We start from the raw sequence: 14,947 nt of genomic DNA, 5'->3' as shown, positions 1-14,947 counted from the left end.
CTCTACGATGAGGAAGTTGCCACATTCGATGAGGACGAGGTTTACAACCAGGCTGACGCAGCAGGCTTCATCAACCTCTTCGGTCTCCCGATAAAGGTAAGAGCTCAGCTGGACAAGAAGAGGAACAACAAGTAATTCTCTTTTCACAAAGGAATAAGCAATAGTTTCAGGCAGGGGAGCCTTCTCCTGCCTGTTACGATTTAATAGAACGCATGATCCATAATGCATAATGCATAATTAAAGCATTGCTGAACGGATAATTATGAATTGAGCATTATGAATTATGAATTGAAAAGAGGGATAATATGGTAACGATAAGGCTTATGACCATCAGCGACTACGATAAGGTCTATGCATTGTGGCTTTCCTGTGCCGGAATGGGACTGAACAATCTTGACGATTCAAGAGAAGGTATAGAGAAGTACCTTGCAAGGAATCCTGAGACCTGCTTTGTTGCAGAGGAGGACGGTAATATAGCCGGAGTTATCATTGCCGGCAACGACGGAAGAAGAGGATACATCTACCATACGGCTGTAAGTCCCGATTACAGACGTCGCGGGATAGGTTCAAGGCTTGTGGACGAAGCCCTGAACGCACTGAAATCGCTGGGTATAAATAAGGTAGCCCTGGTCGTTTTTTCAAGAAATGAGAATGGTAACGCCTTCTGGGAGAAGATCGGATTTACCGGAAGAGATGACCTTGTATACAGAAACAGATCCCTCGCAGATATTGTAAGAATAGATACATAAAGGAGAAATAAACATGGCAGATATGATGTGGGCAGGAAGATTTTCCAAGCAGGTAGACGAAGGCGTAAATGCTTTCAACTCTTCCATTGCCTTTGACGGACGTATGTACCGCCACGATATAAAGGGCAGTATCGCCCACGCCACTATGCTGGGAGACTGCGGCATCATCACAAAGGAGGACAGCCTCACCATAATCGAAGGTCTCAAGGGCATACTTGCCGACATCGACAGCGGCAAGCTGGAGCTTGACCCCAACGCCGAGGATATCCATATGTTCGTTGAGGCTGAGCTTACAAAGCGTCTGGGCGACGTGGGAAAGAGGCTCCACACTTCCCGTTCGAGAAACGATCAGGTGGCTGTTGACCTGAGACTCTACCTCCGCGACGAGATCGACGAGATCTACGCTCTTGTGAAGGAACTGGCAGTTACTCTGGTGAAGATGGCTAAGGAGCACACCGAGACCATAATGCCGGGATATACCCATTTACAGCGTGCTCAGCCCATAACTCTCGCACATCACCTTATGGCATATGTGTGGATGCTTCTCCGCGATATGGAAAGACTTCAGGATACCGCAAGGAGAATGAACTACTGTCCTCTGGGCAGCGGCGCTCTTGCAGGCACAACATACAAGACCAACAGAAAGCAGACCTCCGACCTTCTGGGCTTTACGGCTCCCATGCCCAACAGCCTTGACGGAGTTTCCGACAGAGACTACTGCGTTGAGCTGAACTGCGCTCTGTCACTGCTGATGACGCACCTTTCAAGATTTTCCGAGGAAATAATCCTCTGGTGCTCGTGGGAGTTCAAGTTCGTGGAGCTGGACGACGCCTTTGCCACAGGCTCCTCCATCATGCCCCAGAAGAAGAACCCCGACGTTACGGAGCTTATCCGCGGAAAGACAGGCCGCGTCAACGGCGACCTCATGACTCTCCTCACCATGATGAAGGGACTTCCTCTTGCTTACAACAAGGATATGCAGGAGGACAAGGAGGCTATATTCGACGCTGTGGACAACGTGAAGCTCTGCGTTAAGACATTCACTCCCATGCTGGCAACTATGCGCGTACTCAAGGACAACATGAGACACGCTGCCGCAAAGGGCTTCATAAACGCTACGGACTGCGCAGATTACCTGGTAAAGAAGGGTATGCCCTTCCGTGACGCTTACAAGATAACAGGTACCCTCGTTGCACAGTGCATCGAGAAGGGGCTCACTCTTGAGACCCTTCCCCTTGAGGACTATCAGGCTATGACAGACCTCTTTACCGAGGACGTTTACGAGGCTATCAGCCTTGATACCTGCGTCCGCGAGCGCAAGTCCGAGGGAGGCCCCTCTCCCGACGCCGTAAAGGAGCAGATAGCTCTGGCGGAGGAGGCTCTGGGTCTCTGATATGAAGAAAAAGGACATCACCTTTACTATCGGTCTCACCATACTTATGGGCGTTATATGGGGGATAGGCGAGCTGGTAATGGGACTGTGGATAGCAGTCATACCAAGCGCACATATCTTCTGGTTCGCTTTCATAGTCATAGTTACCCTTGGTATAAGCATATGGCATTCCATGATAGAGGACAAGTCGGATATGGAGGACCCCAAACGCGCAAAGTACGAGCGCAAGGTCAACAAACGCAGAAAAAAGTAGGGGACGGCACAGCGCCGTCCGCATAAAAGGAGGCGGTGCAATGAAGCGCAGAAAGGATAACAGCAGCAAAGCCCTCGTGAGGATATGCGGCAGATGCCGCGAGATCATCGGCGACGATAAGTATTGCAGATACTGCGGCGCAGAGGCTTCCGACGTGAAGTATGAGCCTGCGGACGATGTTATCAGATGCGTGTACGGACCGCCGCCCGCAGAACGTAAGCATACCTGTACGGCCTGCGGCTATACATGGAGCACTATGCTCATGATAGACAATGAAAGATACTGCCCCGAGTGCGGCAGTGAGGCCGCTGTTGAGGAGATAACAGACGACTGACAGCTTCATTGGTCCATTACATAATCCGGAGGAAGTCTTATGGATATTATAATTATCGTTATCGGGATCATAACGATCATTCTGCTGGCAATTGTTCTCGTAAAGATGTTTATGGGCGGCGGAGAAGTCGATGTGGATGTCGATAAGGTCATCATAGCGGTAAAGGACGGCCTGAGTTCCTCTCAGCGCGACCTGCGCGAGGAGATGACGGGAAGCGTCCAGACCAACGTCCGCAGCATGGGCGAGGGAATAAACAGCGTTCAGAAGGCCATAGGCGAAAGCCATAACGAAAAGCTCATGGCCATCGAAAGACAGCTTACGGAAGTACGCTCCGATACGGACAAGAAGCTGACCTCCATACGTCAGGTGGTGGACGAGAATCTTCAGTCGTCGCTGGGTGAGAGAATGAACACCTTCAGTCAGCTTATAACCGATAATCAGAAGCAGTCCGGAAAGGCCATAAACGATTCCCTCATCAATCTGGAGAACAGATTCAAGACCCTTGAGACCACCAATAACGAAAAGCTGGAAAGCATGAGACGCACTATGATGAATCAGCTTTCCATGATACAGGAAGAAAACCAGAAGAAGCTGGACGTTATCCAGAAGACTGTCAACGAAAAGCTGGAGGATCAGCTGAACAAATCCTTCAGCCTCGTCAGCGAAAGGCTGGAAAAGGTCTATCAGAGCCTTGGCGAGATGCAGACCATCGCCACGGGTGTGGGCGACCTGAAAAAGGTGCTTACAAACGTGAAGACAAGAGGTATTCTCGGCGAGATACAGCTGGGGAGCATACTGGAAGAGATACTTGCCCCCGAAATGTATGATACTGAGGTCCCCACTGTCCCCGGCAGCACCAACAGAGTTGAATTTGCCGTGAAGCTTCCCGGTCAGGGCGAGGGAGAGCATATCTACCTCCCCATAGATTCAAAATTCCCCGGAGATACATATTCCGCGCTTCAGGACGCCTACGACAGCGGCAATAAGGACGAGATCGCAGCCGCACGGAAGAATCTTGAGTCGGTGATAAAGAAGTGTGCGGCGGATATAAAGAGCAAGTACGTCGCTCCTCCCTATACCACCAATTTCGGTATAATGTTCCTGCCCTTTGAAGGACTTTATGCAGAGGTGGTCAAGTCGGGACTCATGGACACACTGCAAAGAGACTACAGCATCAGTATCACAGGCCCGTCAACTATGGCGGCTATGCTCAATTCGCTGCAAATGGGCTTCAGGACGCTGGCGATACAGAAGAGGAGCAGTGAGGTATGGACTATACTGGGCGCTGTCAAAAAGGAATTCGCCACCTTCAGCGAGGTGCTCGAAAAGACTCAGAAGCACGTCAGACAGGTGGACGACGACCTTGAAAAGCTTATCGGAACTCGTACCCGCCAGATCAACAGGAGCCTCAGCAAGGTTGAGGTGATCGGCGGCGACCAGCCGGAGCTTCAGGGCGGCGAAGACTGAAATATACTTTGAAAGAGGAGAGTAAGAAATGTCAGTTAAGATCTATATAGACGGTCAGGAGGGCACTACGGGCCTTAAAATACAGGAGCGCTTCAGGGACAGGAAGGACCTTGAGATCATGAAGATCAGCGAGGAGCTCAGAAAGGATCCTGCCGAACGCGCCCGTCTCATAAACAGTGCGGACTATGTGTTCCTCTGTCTGCCCGACGCCGCTTCCATCGAGGCTGTTTCCTTCATCGACAAGGACAACGACCATGTGCGCATAATCGACGCCTCCACGGCTCACCGCACAAATCCCGACTGGGCTTACGGATTCCCGGAGCTCTCACCTGCTCACAGGGAGAAGATAATCAGATCCAACAGGGTTGCGGTCCCGGGCTGCTATGCCAGCGGCTTCGCTTCCATAGTCTACCCACTGGTGAACAACGGTATCATCCCTGCAGACTATCCCGTTTTCGCCTATGCCACATCGGGCTACAGCGGAGCAGGCAAGAAGGCTATCGCAGTATATGAGGGCGATGACAAGCCCTTTGAGTTCAACAGTCCCCGTCAGTACGCCCTTTCCCAGCAGCACAAGCACCTGCCGGAGATGAAGGCCGTTTCGGGACTCACCTACACACCTATGTTCAACCCCATGGTGTGCGACTACTTCAGCGGTATGGTGGTAAGCGTGCCGCTCCAGACAAGGACTCTTGACAAAAAGGTCACAGCTCAGCAGGTACATGAGATGTATGCGGAGCACTACGCAGGAGCAAAGATGATAGAGGTGATGCCTCTTATGTCTGCCGACGAGCAGAAGGCATTCTTCCTTGCTTCAAACACTCTCAGCGGACAGAATAAATTACAGGTCTTCGTCTTCGGAAACGATGAGCAGATACTTCTCTGCTCCCGTCTCGACAATCTCGGCAAGGGCGCAAGCGGCGCAGCCGTCCAGTGCCTGAATATCATGATGGGGATAGACGAGACCACAGGGTTAATATGATATTCTTTCACATCAGGGGGAATAAGAAATGAGTAAAAAACTAAGAGAGATCTACGAATACGATCTTATCGAGGACGACGGTGTCGACTATACGGTGGACGAGTGGTTCAATACCATCATGGAAAAGACCAAGGATCAGCTCAACGTCTCCGACGTGAGCCGTATGCTGCGCCAGAGGATATGCTCGAAGGTGGCTATCAAGAGAGCTATCGAAATGCTCAGCGACGATCCCTTTATCGGGGAGATGTTTGAGGGACAGCTTATGTTCAACCTTTATGCGGGAAAGGAAAAATATCTGAAGCTGTACTATCACCAGATGGAGCCTGTGCTGGAAAAGGCAGGCCTTATGGCGAAATCACATAACTGGAGCTCACAGCAGGAAAAAGAAGAATATATGGATATAATTGCGAAATTCGCGCAGAAGATCAGGGAAGAAACAGAGAACGAAACCTGATGATAGAGTCTGTGATTCAGGGATAAAGGCGGAGAGACAGTTGCTCTCTGCATGGGGAATATTGAAAGGATAAATATTCGGAGGAAAGAAAAATGAATGAAGCGTTAAGAGAGATCAGCCCGAAGAAGATCGCAGTGCTGAACGGTATACTGCACGGTCATTTTACGGGAAGTGTTGAGGTGGTAAGAGAGCTGGCTGCACTGGGACATGATATAACCTGTTTCGTCACCGACGAGTTCGCGGACAGACTCAATGATATCCCCGTGAAAAAGGTGGTGTATTCGGCAGACGTGAGCCAGGTGGCAAAGATGCTGCCTCCCACTGCTCCTCCCTTTGCCATAAACTCATTTATGGTGGGAAGAGCGACATATGAGGTAATGGAGCTGCTGATGAAGGACAGGACGGAATACGATTACTATATCGTTGACGCCTTCTTCGATATCGAGGAGATGAACAAGGTACTGAAGCTGGATCCATCGAAGTTCGTAATGATCTACCCCTCGTTCATACTTACCGACGAGAACCAGTTCGACAACGCAAGACTTATCGGCTTGCAGTGGACAAATCAGCATTACGGCATTAACCTGCGTGATTTTGTGGGTCTTATATTCACTCCCAATAATTTCAAGAAGCTGCTTCTCACATCAAAGTATTTCCATTTAAGGCCCGAGGACACAGACGATACCTGTTATTTCCTCGGTCCCCACATAGAGCAGAGAGTCGTTGACGAAAGCTTTGACTTCAAAAAGGATCCGGACAAGAGACTGCTTTTCATCTCACTGGGAACTATCTTCGGCAGGGATCTTGAGTTCTATCACCGCTGTATCGAGGCTTTCGGAGGCTCGGAGCAGTATCAGGTCATCATGTCGGTGGGCAAATTCGTGAATATTGAGGAGACCTTCAAGGAGATCCCCGAAAACTTCACTGTCTACAATTATGTGCCCCAGACCCAGCTCCTGCCCCAGGTAGACGTTTTCATCACCCATGCAGGCTTCAACTCCACATCGGAGGGACTTGCAAGCGGCGCTTCACTGGTGCTGGTGCCCCAGGCAGTTGACCAGTTTGACGTTGCAAAGGTCGTTGAGGGTCTGAATGCGGGCATAGCTCTTAACAAGCATGAGATAGATATAACTGCGGATATCATAAAGAATGCAGTCGATACCGCTTATGACAGGAGAGAGGAATTCAGAGCTGCTGCCGATGTGATACTGAAGTCGTTCAGGGAGGCAAGAAGCAACAGAACAGCGCTTTACGGAGAAATATTCGCGTAATCATATATACGATCAAGGAGGAAACAAGGAATGAAGCTTGTTGAAGTAAAGGGTATAACCTTTGTTGACGGCGGCGTGTGTGCTGCCAAGGGATTCAGGGCCAACGGAGTACAGTGCGGTCTGGCGCACAAGCCTCTTGGAGAAATGGCAGAGGCAAATGCAGCCGCAAACAATGCGCTCCCCGCAGCAAAGAAGAAAAACGATCTGGCGCTCATAGTGGCAGACAAGATGTGCAGCACCGCTGCGGTCTATACCACAAATAAGGTGAAGGGCGCTCCCATACTGGTAACAAAGGAGCATATAAAGGACGGCAAGGCGCAGGCGGTTATCGTGAATTCCGTCAATGCCAATACCTGTAATCCCGACGGCGTCGAGAAGGCTGAAAAGATGTGTCAGCTGGCCGCAAAGGCTCTCGGCATCGACGAAAACGACGTTGTAGTTGCTTCCACAGGCGTTATCGGTCAGGTGCTCCCCATAGAGCCCATAGCCAACGCTATGGACGACCTTGCAAAGGGTCTTTCCTATGACGGAAACAAGAGAGCTCTTGAGGCTATCATGACTACTGATACCCGCGAGAAGGAAATAGCCGTTCAGTTCGAGCTGGGCGGAAAGACCTGCACCATGGGCGGTATGCTCAAGGGAAGCGGCATGATACACCCCAATATGGCTACGACGCTTACATTCCTTACCACAGACGCAGACATCTCTCCCGAGATGATACAGTGCGCTCTCAGCGATATCGTAAAGGTAACTCTCAACCGCGCCAGCGTTGACGGCGACACCTCCACGAACGATATGGTCTGCGTTATGGCCTCAGGCGAGGCAGGCAACAGGAAGATAACCTCGGAGGACGGAGATTTCGGCAGGTTCAGGGACGCCCTCTATGCTATAATGATGAATCTTGCAAGAATGATGGCAAGGGACGGCGAGGGCGCTACCAAACTCATCGAGTGCGCTGTAAGAGGCGCCGAGACCGAGGCTGTAGCCGAGACGGTTGCTAAGTCTGTCATCACATCGAGCCTCATCAAGGCCATGATCTTCGGCGAGGACGCCAACGCAGGAAGAATATTCTGCGCTCTCGGCTATGCCGACGCTGATTTCGATATAAGCAAGGTAGACGTGGAAATGGCCTCTGAGGGCGGAGTTATCCCCCTGGGACGCAAGGGCTGCGTTATAGAGTTCTCAGAGGAGCTGGCAAAGAAGATCCTCAGCGAGGAGGAGATCAAGATCCTCATTTCCCTGGGCGACGGCAAGGGCAAGGCCATTGCATGGGGCTGTGACCTCACATACGATTACGTCAAGATAAACGGAGATTACAGAAGCTAAGATCTCCATGAACAGAAAAAAACTTTACGGCACAGATATCGAATCGCTTTTCTCCGGGCAATAAGCGGGGCGCATATGCCATAACCAATATCCGCGGCATTTCTCTTGAGGACGCAGGACATCCGAGATATGTCTGCCTGAAGGACGTATTAAGGGTTCAGATATATATGCTGAACGAGGAAAAGAACATCGGCTTGCTGAGACTTTTTACCCGGTTCGATATTGCGGCGCACAAAACAGAGCTTGTTGAGTTCTATGCGATAGATTCGCCTGTCATGGCTTACAGGATAGCCCGCAAGCAGATATCCATAGTCAAAAGAGACAACGGTCTGGAGGATATAGTTCCCGAGGATAAAGACAAAGTGATGCATACATATGGCTCACGGCGTTTAAGCCGCATGAAACGAAGAAAATAAACGGAAGAGGTGTATAGATGTTCGGCAGAAAAAGAGACGAGGACTACGACGAATACAACGAGCGGTATGCCGCAAAGTATGACGATGATTATATAGCTCCGTCAAAGGAGTACCGCTCGGAATGTGACCACAGTCATGAGCAGTCCTATGAAAATATCAACAATGTCAGGGAGTGCGATCACAGTCACGAGCAGACATACAATGACGCCGATCACGAGCAGTCGGGCTATGACAGCTACGCCAGCCTCGAAAGCAGGTTCGAGCCTCTGCTGGCTCCCAACGAGCACTTGCTGTGGGTGGGAGGCTATGATAAAAAGACCCGTGCTCCCAAGGGAGCGCCTGCGGCTTCAAGAAATATGACTATAGCAGGCTTTGTCGTATTGGGAGTGCTGTTTATGGTGGGCTTCTGCGCCTTTTCCGATTTTTTATGCTTCATGTTCCCTATTGCGTTTATTCTGGCTGTGGTTTTTCTGGTGAAGCTGACAAACGCCTCCAACGGCGTTCATGCCATTACCGACATGAGAGTTATAACGTTAAGTTCCAACGGACATCCGATATATCATCTGCTGAAGGATATAAAGAATATCTCCGTCAGCATGACAAAAAATAATTACGGCAATGTTTATTTTGATTCAAGGACAGCTGCGATGAACAGCCAGGTCCAGGGAAGCATCAGACGTTCAATGAACGGCGTTCAGGATCCCGCAAGGGTAAAGCGTATACTCGAGGACGCTGTGCGCGGCGCAATGCTGCATAACGGCGGAAGATAACAGCGGCAGCAAACTGTAAGGCAGGTGAGACGGTTGTTCTGGGAAAAAAAGAACGAGGAAGAGATCGATCATATCATTGATCATACCGCAAACTATAACGGCGGAGCGGCTTCGGAGGAATACAGCAGCATACCTCAGACCAAAGAAGAATATATCGCAAAGCTGTTTCGGCCTTACCTTTATAAAGAGGAGCAGATACTCTGTGTTGCAGGCAACGGAGACGTTGAAGGAGGCTATGGCACTCCGGCGTCCGAAAAGAAAATGCTCAAAGCGCTGCTGATAGTTGTTCCAATCTGTATAGCTGCTTTTGCCCTGGGAGTACTTGCAGGCGAATTACCGAGGGACATGGTGATTATTACGGTTTTGTTCGTGCTTTTTGGAATGCCTGCAATAATCGTGCTTTCCATTATAGTATGGCTGGCTCTGGGCGGCCTGTCCGGCAGTGCCAATTACGCCGTCACCAACCAGAGAGTATTGGCTATGGTGCAGGAAAACTGGCAGGAGATCAGCCTGAAGGAAGTCAAAAAGACGGCCATGCAGGGCAGGATAGTCACTGTGACATCAGAACACGGTTTGTTTTTGGGTATATATTATGCTTCCGATCCGCTGAGATTAAAGGCTATACTGGACGAAGCGGTACAGAAATGCAAATACGATATATATCAGGATCAATAAAAAGGGAGTAAAGGAAAATGGAAAAGATATCAAACAACGAAAAATCGCAGGTGCTCATTGACGCCCTGCCCTACATACAGAAGTACAATAACAAGATACTTGTTATCAAGTACGGCGGAAACGCCATGACCAACAAGGAACTGAAGGACGCTGTTATGACGGATATCGTCCTCCTTTCGCTGGTGGGCGTAAAGGTGGTACTCGTACACGGCGGCGGTCCCGAGATAAGCGATATGCTGAAGAAGCTGAACATAGAGAGCCGCTTCGTCAACGGTCTGAGATATACCGACGACGCCACTGTTGACGTAGTGAAGATGGTGCTCTCGGGCAAGGTCAACAAGGAGCTGGTACAGCTTCTGGCTCAGCACAAGGGCAGCGCCGTAGGCCTCTGCGGTATCGACGGCGAGATGCTCATGGCAGAGAAGAAAAAGACCGACGACGGTCAGGATCTGGGCTGGGTAGGCGAGATCACAAAGGTGAACACCAAGCCCATCACAGACGCCCTTGCAAACGGAAATATCCCCGTTATCGCTACAGTTGCCACCGACGAGGAGGGCAACACCTACAATATCAACGCCGATACAGCCGCTGCAAGGATAGCTGCTGAGCTGGGCGCCGAGAACCTTATCCTCATGACGGATATAGCAGGACTCCTCAGAGACAAGGACGACCCGACCACTCTTATCCCCGAGGTCAACGTCAGCGAGGTGCCCTTCCTCAAGAGACAGGGCATTATCTCGGGCGGCATGATACCCAAGATAGACTGCTGTGTAGAGGCTGTCAGACGCGGCGTCAGCAAGACCGTCATCATCGACGGCAGAGTGCCTCATTCTATCCTTATCGAGATACTTTCCAACGAAGGAATAGGCACACAGTTCGTGTGAGGATTTCTTCTCGTAAAATAATTTACTTGTATACAAAAAATTTACTTATAAAAAAACTACAATGATTGATTTTGACTGCCTTTCAGCGTTATAATAATAGTGTGTCTGAAAAAGTCCGATAGGCAGTCTGCCATTAGGAGGACTTTAAATGAATACAATAGATAAGTTCAATTCGCACGTTATGCAGTCCTACGGACGCTATCCGCTGGTAATGGAAAAGGGAAGCGGCAGGCACTGTAAGGACGAAAACGGCAGGGAATACATCGACTTCGGAAGCGGCATCGGTACAAATTCCCTCGGCTACTGCGACGAAAAATGGGCTGACGCAGTGTGCGCTCAGGTGCGCACCCTTCAGCACAGCTCCAATTACTACTACACAGCGGTTCAGGCTGATTTCGCAGACAGGCTCTGCAATATCGCAGGCTATAAGTCGGTGTTCTTCTGCAACAGCGGCGCCGAGGCTAATGAATGTGCAATAAAGGTGGCAAGGAAATACAGCTTCGATAAATACGGCAAGGGCAGGCATACTATAATCACCCTTGTGAATTCCTTCCACGGCAGGACTATAGCTACCCTTTCCGCTACGGGACAGGATGTGTTCCACAATTACTTCTTTCCGTTCGTTGAAGGCTTCGTGAACGTGACCGCCAACGATATCGGCGATCTGAAGGCAAAGCTGGAGGATACCACCGTATGTGCAGTCATGCTGGAGTACATTCAGGGCGAAGGAGGCGTGAACGTTCTCAGCAGGGAATTCGTTGAAGCGGTGTATGAGCTCTGCGCCGAAAAGGATATCCTCGTCATTGCGGACGAGGTACAGTCCGGCGTGGGACGTACAGGCAAATTCCTGGCAGGAGACCACTTCGGCAAGAAAGCCGATATAACCACACTGGCAAAGGGCATAGCAGGAGGTCTTCCCATGGGCGCCTGCCTTGTGAACGAAAAGTGCAGCGGAGTCCTGACGGCAGGAACTCACGGCTCCACCTTCGGAGGCAACCCCATTGCCTGTGCAGGCGGTCTGGCTGTCCTTGACAGGATAGAGAGCAAGGGCTTCCTTGAGGACGTGACAAAGAAGGCAGAATATATCAGGAGCGAGATCGGTAAATGCAGCGAGGTGGCCGCAGTAAGCGGTATGGGCCTCATGATCGGCATTACCCTGAAGAACAAGGACGCCCACGACGTGGCGGCAAAGGCTCTTGAAAAGGGGCTCCTCATACTTACCGCAAAGGAGAAGGTAAGGCTTCTGCCTCCGCTGACTATTTCCTACGATGAACTGAAGGACGGACTGAAAATTCTGATAGAGATACTGGAGGAATGATTATGGAGCTGCAGGTAACAGGCAAGGGAAATAAATATATAGCCACTGACAGAAGCGGCAAGACATTGTACAGTGTCAGGAAAAAAGGCTTCGGTTCGAGATATAATCTCATGGACGGCAATAATTATTACAACCTCTATACTCTTGTCCAGACGGGCGATGACAAAAAGCCGGGCTTTACCATAATTCTAAACGATAACGTGTTCCTTTCCATGGAGTGCAAGTCCCTTTTCCTTGATCCTACTATCGTGGCCAGAGGCAAGGAGTTCTCCTTTGAGCTCAGAAGCAAGGACAGAAAGGAATTCGAGATATTCAGGAACGGAACAAGCGTCGGTCATATCCATACTCTCACCGCCGTGAACGGCGAATTCAAGTACGACATCGAAATAGAGAATACCGCCTTTGACGACTATATACCCCTTTTCGCCGTGGCTATCGACAAGGCCTTCGGCGAGATGAACAAATAGAAATAACACTTTGAAAGGATAAAGATATGAAACACTTACTTAAAATGCTCGATCTCAGCAGCGAGGAGATCATCGACATACTTAACCTTGCAGACCAGCTCAAGTATGAGCTGAAGCACGGCATACCCCACCCTCATCTGAAGGGAAAGACCCTCGGCATGATATTCCAGAAGGCTTCGACCCGTACAAGAGTATCATTCGAGACAGGTATGTACCAGCTGGGCGGCTATCCGCTGTTCCTCTCCTCAAACGATCTCCAGATCGGCCGCGGAGAGCCCGTACAGGATACCGCAAGAGTGCTCTCACGCTACATAGACGGCATAATGATCCGTACCTTCGAGCAGAAGGAGGTAGAGGATCTGGCACAGTACGGTTCGATCCCGATAATCAACGGCCTTACAGACTTCTGTCACCCCTGTCAGGTGCTTGCTGATCTCATGACTATCCGCGAGTTCAAGGGCAGCTTTGACGGACTGAAGATGTGCTTTATCGGCGACGGAAACAATATGGCCAATTCACTGATAGTAGGCTGCCTCAAGGTGGGCATGAGCGTGTCTATCGCTTGCCCCGAGGACTATCAGCCCCCTGTTGAGATACTGGAGTTCGCTGCAAAGTACGGCGACAAGTTCGAGATGACAGATACTCCTATGGTGGCTGCAAAGGACGCAGACGTCCTTATCACAGACGTATGGGCTTCCATGGGTCAGGAGGGCGAAGCTGAGAAGCGTAAGAAGGCCTTCGCAGGCTATCAGATCAACGACGAGCTCATGGCTCAGGCTCACAGCGACGCTATGGTGCTTCACTGTCTTCCTGCACACCGTGAGGAGGAGATCACCGAGAAGGTATTCGAGGCTCACGCAAACGAGATCTTCGAGGAGGCCGAGAACCGTCTCCACGCTCAGAAGGCAGTAATGGTCAAGCTCATGGCAAACTAAGCCGTTAGCTATTGTAGGGGCGGGTATTATCCGCCTGAGAAAAGCGATTGCTGAATAAAGCGGACAGTTGGGGAACTGTCCGCTTTTTGCGAAATGATATGGGGGATTATTATGAAAACATTGAGGATAAAATATGTGCCGCCAATGATAGAGGCAATAGCGATATTTCTGGCCTTCGGACTTTTTCTGGTCCCGCTGGGACTGGCCGGCAGTGAAAAGATGGCTGATTATGCATTTCCGGGCATTTTAGCCGGAATGACGGCAGGTATACTGCTGATAGAAGTGGTGGGCTCGACAAAAACGCTGATAAAGCTTGGTGATGACGGCGTTATCAGGTGCATATGGGTGTTTTACAGCTGGAAGATAGACCTTGCAAAGGTGGAGAGCTTCTCCTATCATATACAGTCTTACTATAGCCGCTTAGGTACGCGAAATATGCTTGATCTGACCTTTTCATACAAAGATGAAGAAAATGCGGACGCTCATCACTTCAAAAGCGCGATTGGCAAAAAGGAAATAACCGAGCTGATGGCAGGCAGATTTGAAGAATTTGAATTAATGAAGATATACCGTTACGCGGAAACTCTGTACCCGCAGAAGGCTGAGGGATATGTCGAGGACAGCGGATTTTTGAATAATATGAGGTGATAAAATGTACAATCTTATACTTGCCTGTATGGGCATTGTAATCGCCATAGCGGGCTGCATATATCTGGCGGTTCTGCTTTATTATAAGAAGTTCGGCGTAACAGCAAAGGCGGAGGTGCTGGATGTTTCCGAGGTGGAGAGAAAAGTGGGCTTTATAGGTCATATAGTCCGCACGACAAAACGCGTCAGCCACTATACCCATACCATGAAATATGAGGTGAACGGCAAGGCCTACAAGGAGAAGGACAGCGCTGCGTATTCCCGGCCGCTGAAAACGGGCTCCACACATCTGATACTCTGCGACCCGAAGAATCCGAAAAAGTTCAGGTTTGAGGAGAATGTGGACAGCCACATAAGGATAGCCGCCGCACTGGCGGTTATGGGAGTGATATTTGCGGTCAGGTTCTTCTATACATATATGAAATAACATACCTTGTAAAACATAACCAAAAAAAGAAGAAAAACCATCGCATTCTTTTAGTTGACAAACGCCTTGTGACATGATATAATAATTAAGTCGCCTGAGGGCAACAGTCTTCGGGCAGACTCCACAGCATCTTGAAAATTGAACAATGCGAATAAAAAGTAACGACCCTTGAGATTCC

Annotated in this window: 18 protein-coding genes and 1 pseudogene; all 19 read left to right on the top strand. The window is 49.9% G+C overall.

Going from position 1 to position 14,947, the window contains the following annotated elements; translation table 11 throughout:
- Positions 1 to 135: pseudogene (locus tag Q0Y65_RS15515) on the top strand (argininosuccinate synthase); the annotation flags it as partial.
- 170 nt (positions 136 to 305) lie between these two features.
- Entirely contained in the window at positions 306 to 749 is a 444-nt protein-coding gene (locus Q0Y65_RS15510; RefSeq protein WP_297961880.1) for a GNAT family N-acetyltransferase, read from the top strand.
- Between the two features lie 13 nt (positions 750 to 762).
- Complete coding sequence (argH, locus tag Q0Y65_RS15505) at positions 763 to 2,142, top strand: argininosuccinate lyase (protein WP_297961877.1); 1,380 nt, start codon at positions 763 to 765, stop codon at positions 2,140 to 2,142.
- A 1-nt stretch (position 2,143) separates the two neighbouring features.
- A complete protein-coding gene (locus Q0Y65_RS15500) occupies positions 2,144 to 2,395 on the top strand; it encodes a hypothetical protein (protein WP_297961874.1) in 252 nt (83 codons plus the stop codon).
- Positions 2,396 to 2,435: 40 nt separating this feature from the next.
- Positions 2,436 to 2,729, top strand: coding sequence for a hypothetical protein (locus Q0Y65_RS15495; RefSeq protein WP_297961871.1), 294 nt, complete (start codon positions 2,436 to 2,438; stop codon positions 2,727 to 2,729).
- 39 nt (positions 2,730 to 2,768) lie between these two features.
- On the top strand, positions 2,769 to 4,196 hold the full coding sequence (gene rmuC / locus Q0Y65_RS15490) for a DNA recombination protein RmuC (protein ID WP_297961868.1): 1,428 nt from the start codon (positions 2,769 to 2,771) through the stop codon (positions 4,194 to 4,196).
- 28 nt (positions 4,197 to 4,224) lie between these two features.
- Positions 4,225 to 5,178, top strand: a complete 954-nt coding sequence (gene argC, locus Q0Y65_RS15485; RefSeq protein WP_297961863.1) for an N-acetyl-gamma-glutamyl-phosphate reductase — start codon at positions 4,225 to 4,227, stop codon at positions 5,176 to 5,178.
- A 28-nt stretch (positions 5,179 to 5,206) separates the two neighbouring features.
- A complete protein-coding gene (locus tag Q0Y65_RS15480) occupies positions 5,207 to 5,632 on the top strand; it encodes a contact-dependent growth inhibition system immunity protein (RefSeq protein ID WP_297961860.1) in 426 nt (141 codons plus the stop codon).
- Positions 5,633 to 5,724: 92 nt separating this feature from the next.
- Positions 5,725 to 6,903 carry a nucleotide disphospho-sugar-binding domain-containing protein gene (locus Q0Y65_RS15475; protein WP_297961857.1) on the top strand — a complete coding sequence of 393 codons (1,179 nt, stop codon included), beginning with the start codon at positions 5,725 to 5,727 and terminating at the stop codon, positions 6,901 to 6,903.
- Positions 6,904 to 6,933: 30 nt separating this feature from the next.
- Entirely contained in the window at positions 6,934 to 8,229 is a 1,296-nt protein-coding gene (gene argJ, locus Q0Y65_RS15470) for a bifunctional glutamate N-acetyltransferase/amino-acid acetyltransferase ArgJ (protein ID WP_297961855.1), read from the top strand.
- A gap of 167 nt (positions 8,230 to 8,396) precedes the next feature.
- The gene (locus Q0Y65_RS15465; protein ID WP_297961853.1) at positions 8,397 to 8,645 is read left to right on the top strand and encodes a hypothetical protein; all 249 of its coding nucleotides are present in this window, start codon (positions 8,397 to 8,399) and stop codon (positions 8,643 to 8,645) included.
- Positions 8,646 to 8,662: 17 nt separating this feature from the next.
- Positions 8,663 to 9,415, top strand: coding sequence for a hypothetical protein (locus Q0Y65_RS15460; protein WP_297961851.1), 753 nt, complete (start codon positions 8,663 to 8,665; stop codon positions 9,413 to 9,415).
- A 33-nt stretch (positions 9,416 to 9,448) separates the two neighbouring features.
- The gene (locus Q0Y65_RS15455) at positions 9,449 to 10,090 is read left to right on the top strand and encodes a hypothetical protein (protein WP_297961848.1); all 642 of its coding nucleotides are present in this window, start codon (positions 9,449 to 9,451) and stop codon (positions 10,088 to 10,090) included.
- Between the two features lie 17 nt (positions 10,091 to 10,107).
- Entirely contained in the window at positions 10,108 to 10,974 is an 867-nt protein-coding gene (gene argB, locus Q0Y65_RS15450; protein ID WP_297961845.1) for an acetylglutamate kinase, read from the top strand.
- A gap of 148 nt (positions 10,975 to 11,122) precedes the next feature.
- Positions 11,123 to 12,292, top strand: a complete 1,170-nt coding sequence (locus tag Q0Y65_RS15445; RefSeq protein WP_297961841.1) for an aspartate aminotransferase family protein — start codon at positions 11,123 to 11,125, stop codon at positions 12,290 to 12,292.
- A 2-nt stretch (positions 12,293 to 12,294) separates the two neighbouring features.
- Positions 12,295 to 12,759: a hypothetical protein gene (locus Q0Y65_RS15440; RefSeq protein ID WP_297961838.1), complete on the top strand. Its 465-nt coding sequence runs from the start codon at positions 12,295 to 12,297 to the stop codon at positions 12,757 to 12,759.
- Between the two features lie 26 nt (positions 12,760 to 12,785).
- A complete protein-coding gene (argF, locus tag Q0Y65_RS15435; RefSeq protein ID WP_297961835.1) occupies positions 12,786 to 13,694 on the top strand; it encodes an ornithine carbamoyltransferase in 909 nt (302 codons plus the stop codon).
- A 111-nt stretch (positions 13,695 to 13,805) separates the two neighbouring features.
- Positions 13,806 to 14,342: a hypothetical protein gene (locus Q0Y65_RS15430; RefSeq protein ID WP_297961832.1), complete on the top strand. Its 537-nt coding sequence runs from the start codon at positions 13,806 to 13,808 to the stop codon at positions 14,340 to 14,342.
- A gap of 4 nt (positions 14,343 to 14,346) precedes the next feature.
- Positions 14,347 to 14,769: a hypothetical protein gene (locus tag Q0Y65_RS15425; protein ID WP_297961829.1), complete on the top strand. Its 423-nt coding sequence runs from the start codon at positions 14,347 to 14,349 to the stop codon at positions 14,767 to 14,769.
- Positions 14,770 to 14,947 lie beyond the last annotated feature (178 nt).

This window comes from uncultured Ruminococcus sp., from assembly GCF_947301925.1.
GTDB lineage: Bacteria > Bacillota > Clostridia > Oscillospirales > Ruminococcaceae > Ruminococcus.
Note: the sequence above shows the minus strand (reverse complement) of the source record. Positions and strands in the feature narration are given on the sequence as shown.

Bases quoted from the DNA above. Each gene is read 5' to 3' on its own strand.
- Q0Y65_RS15510 (WP_297961880.1), top strand. From the start codon at position 306: ATGGTAACGATAAGGCTTATGACCATCAGCGACTACGATAAGGTCTAT.
- argH (WP_297961877.1), top strand. From the start codon at position 763: ATGGCAGATATGATGTGGGCAGGAAGATTTTCCAAGCAGGTAGACGAA.
- Q0Y65_RS15500 (WP_297961874.1), top strand. From the start codon at position 2,144: ATGAAGAAAAAGGACATCACCTTTACTATCGGTCTCACCATACTTATG.
- Q0Y65_RS15495 (WP_297961871.1), top strand. From the start codon at position 2,436: ATGAAGCGCAGAAAGGATAACAGCAGCAAAGCCCTCGTGAGGATATGC.
- rmuC (WP_297961868.1), top strand. From the start codon at position 2,769: ATGGATATTATAATTATCGTTATCGGGATCATAACGATCATTCTGCTG.
- argC (WP_297961863.1), top strand. From the start codon at position 4,225: ATGTCAGTTAAGATCTATATAGACGGTCAGGAGGGCACTACGGGCCTT.
- Q0Y65_RS15480 (WP_297961860.1), top strand. From the start codon at position 5,207: ATGAGTAAAAAACTAAGAGAGATCTACGAATACGATCTTATCGAGGAC.
- Q0Y65_RS15475 (WP_297961857.1), top strand. From the start codon at position 5,725: ATGAATGAAGCGTTAAGAGAGATCAGCCCGAAGAAGATCGCAGTGCTG.
- argJ (WP_297961855.1), top strand. From the start codon at position 6,934: ATGAAGCTTGTTGAAGTAAAGGGTATAACCTTTGTTGACGGCGGCGTG.
- Q0Y65_RS15465 (WP_297961853.1), top strand. From the start codon at position 8,397: ATGCTGAACGAGGAAAAGAACATCGGCTTGCTGAGACTTTTTACCCGG.
- Q0Y65_RS15460 (WP_297961851.1), top strand. From the start codon at position 8,663: ATGTTCGGCAGAAAAAGAGACGAGGACTACGACGAATACAACGAGCGG.
- argB (WP_297961845.1), top strand. From the start codon at position 10,108: ATGGAAAAGATATCAAACAACGAAAAATCGCAGGTGCTCATTGACGCC.
- Q0Y65_RS15445 (WP_297961841.1), top strand. From the start codon at position 11,123: ATGAATACAATAGATAAGTTCAATTCGCACGTTATGCAGTCCTACGGA.
- Q0Y65_RS15440 (WP_297961838.1), top strand. From the start codon at position 12,295: ATGGAGCTGCAGGTAACAGGCAAGGGAAATAAATATATAGCCACTGAC.
- argF (WP_297961835.1), top strand. From the start codon at position 12,786: ATGAAACACTTACTTAAAATGCTCGATCTCAGCAGCGAGGAGATCATC.
- Q0Y65_RS15430 (WP_297961832.1), top strand. From the start codon at position 13,806: ATGAAAACATTGAGGATAAAATATGTGCCGCCAATGATAGAGGCAATA.
- Q0Y65_RS15425 (WP_297961829.1), top strand. From the start codon at position 14,347: ATGTACAATCTTATACTTGCCTGTATGGGCATTGTAATCGCCATAGCG.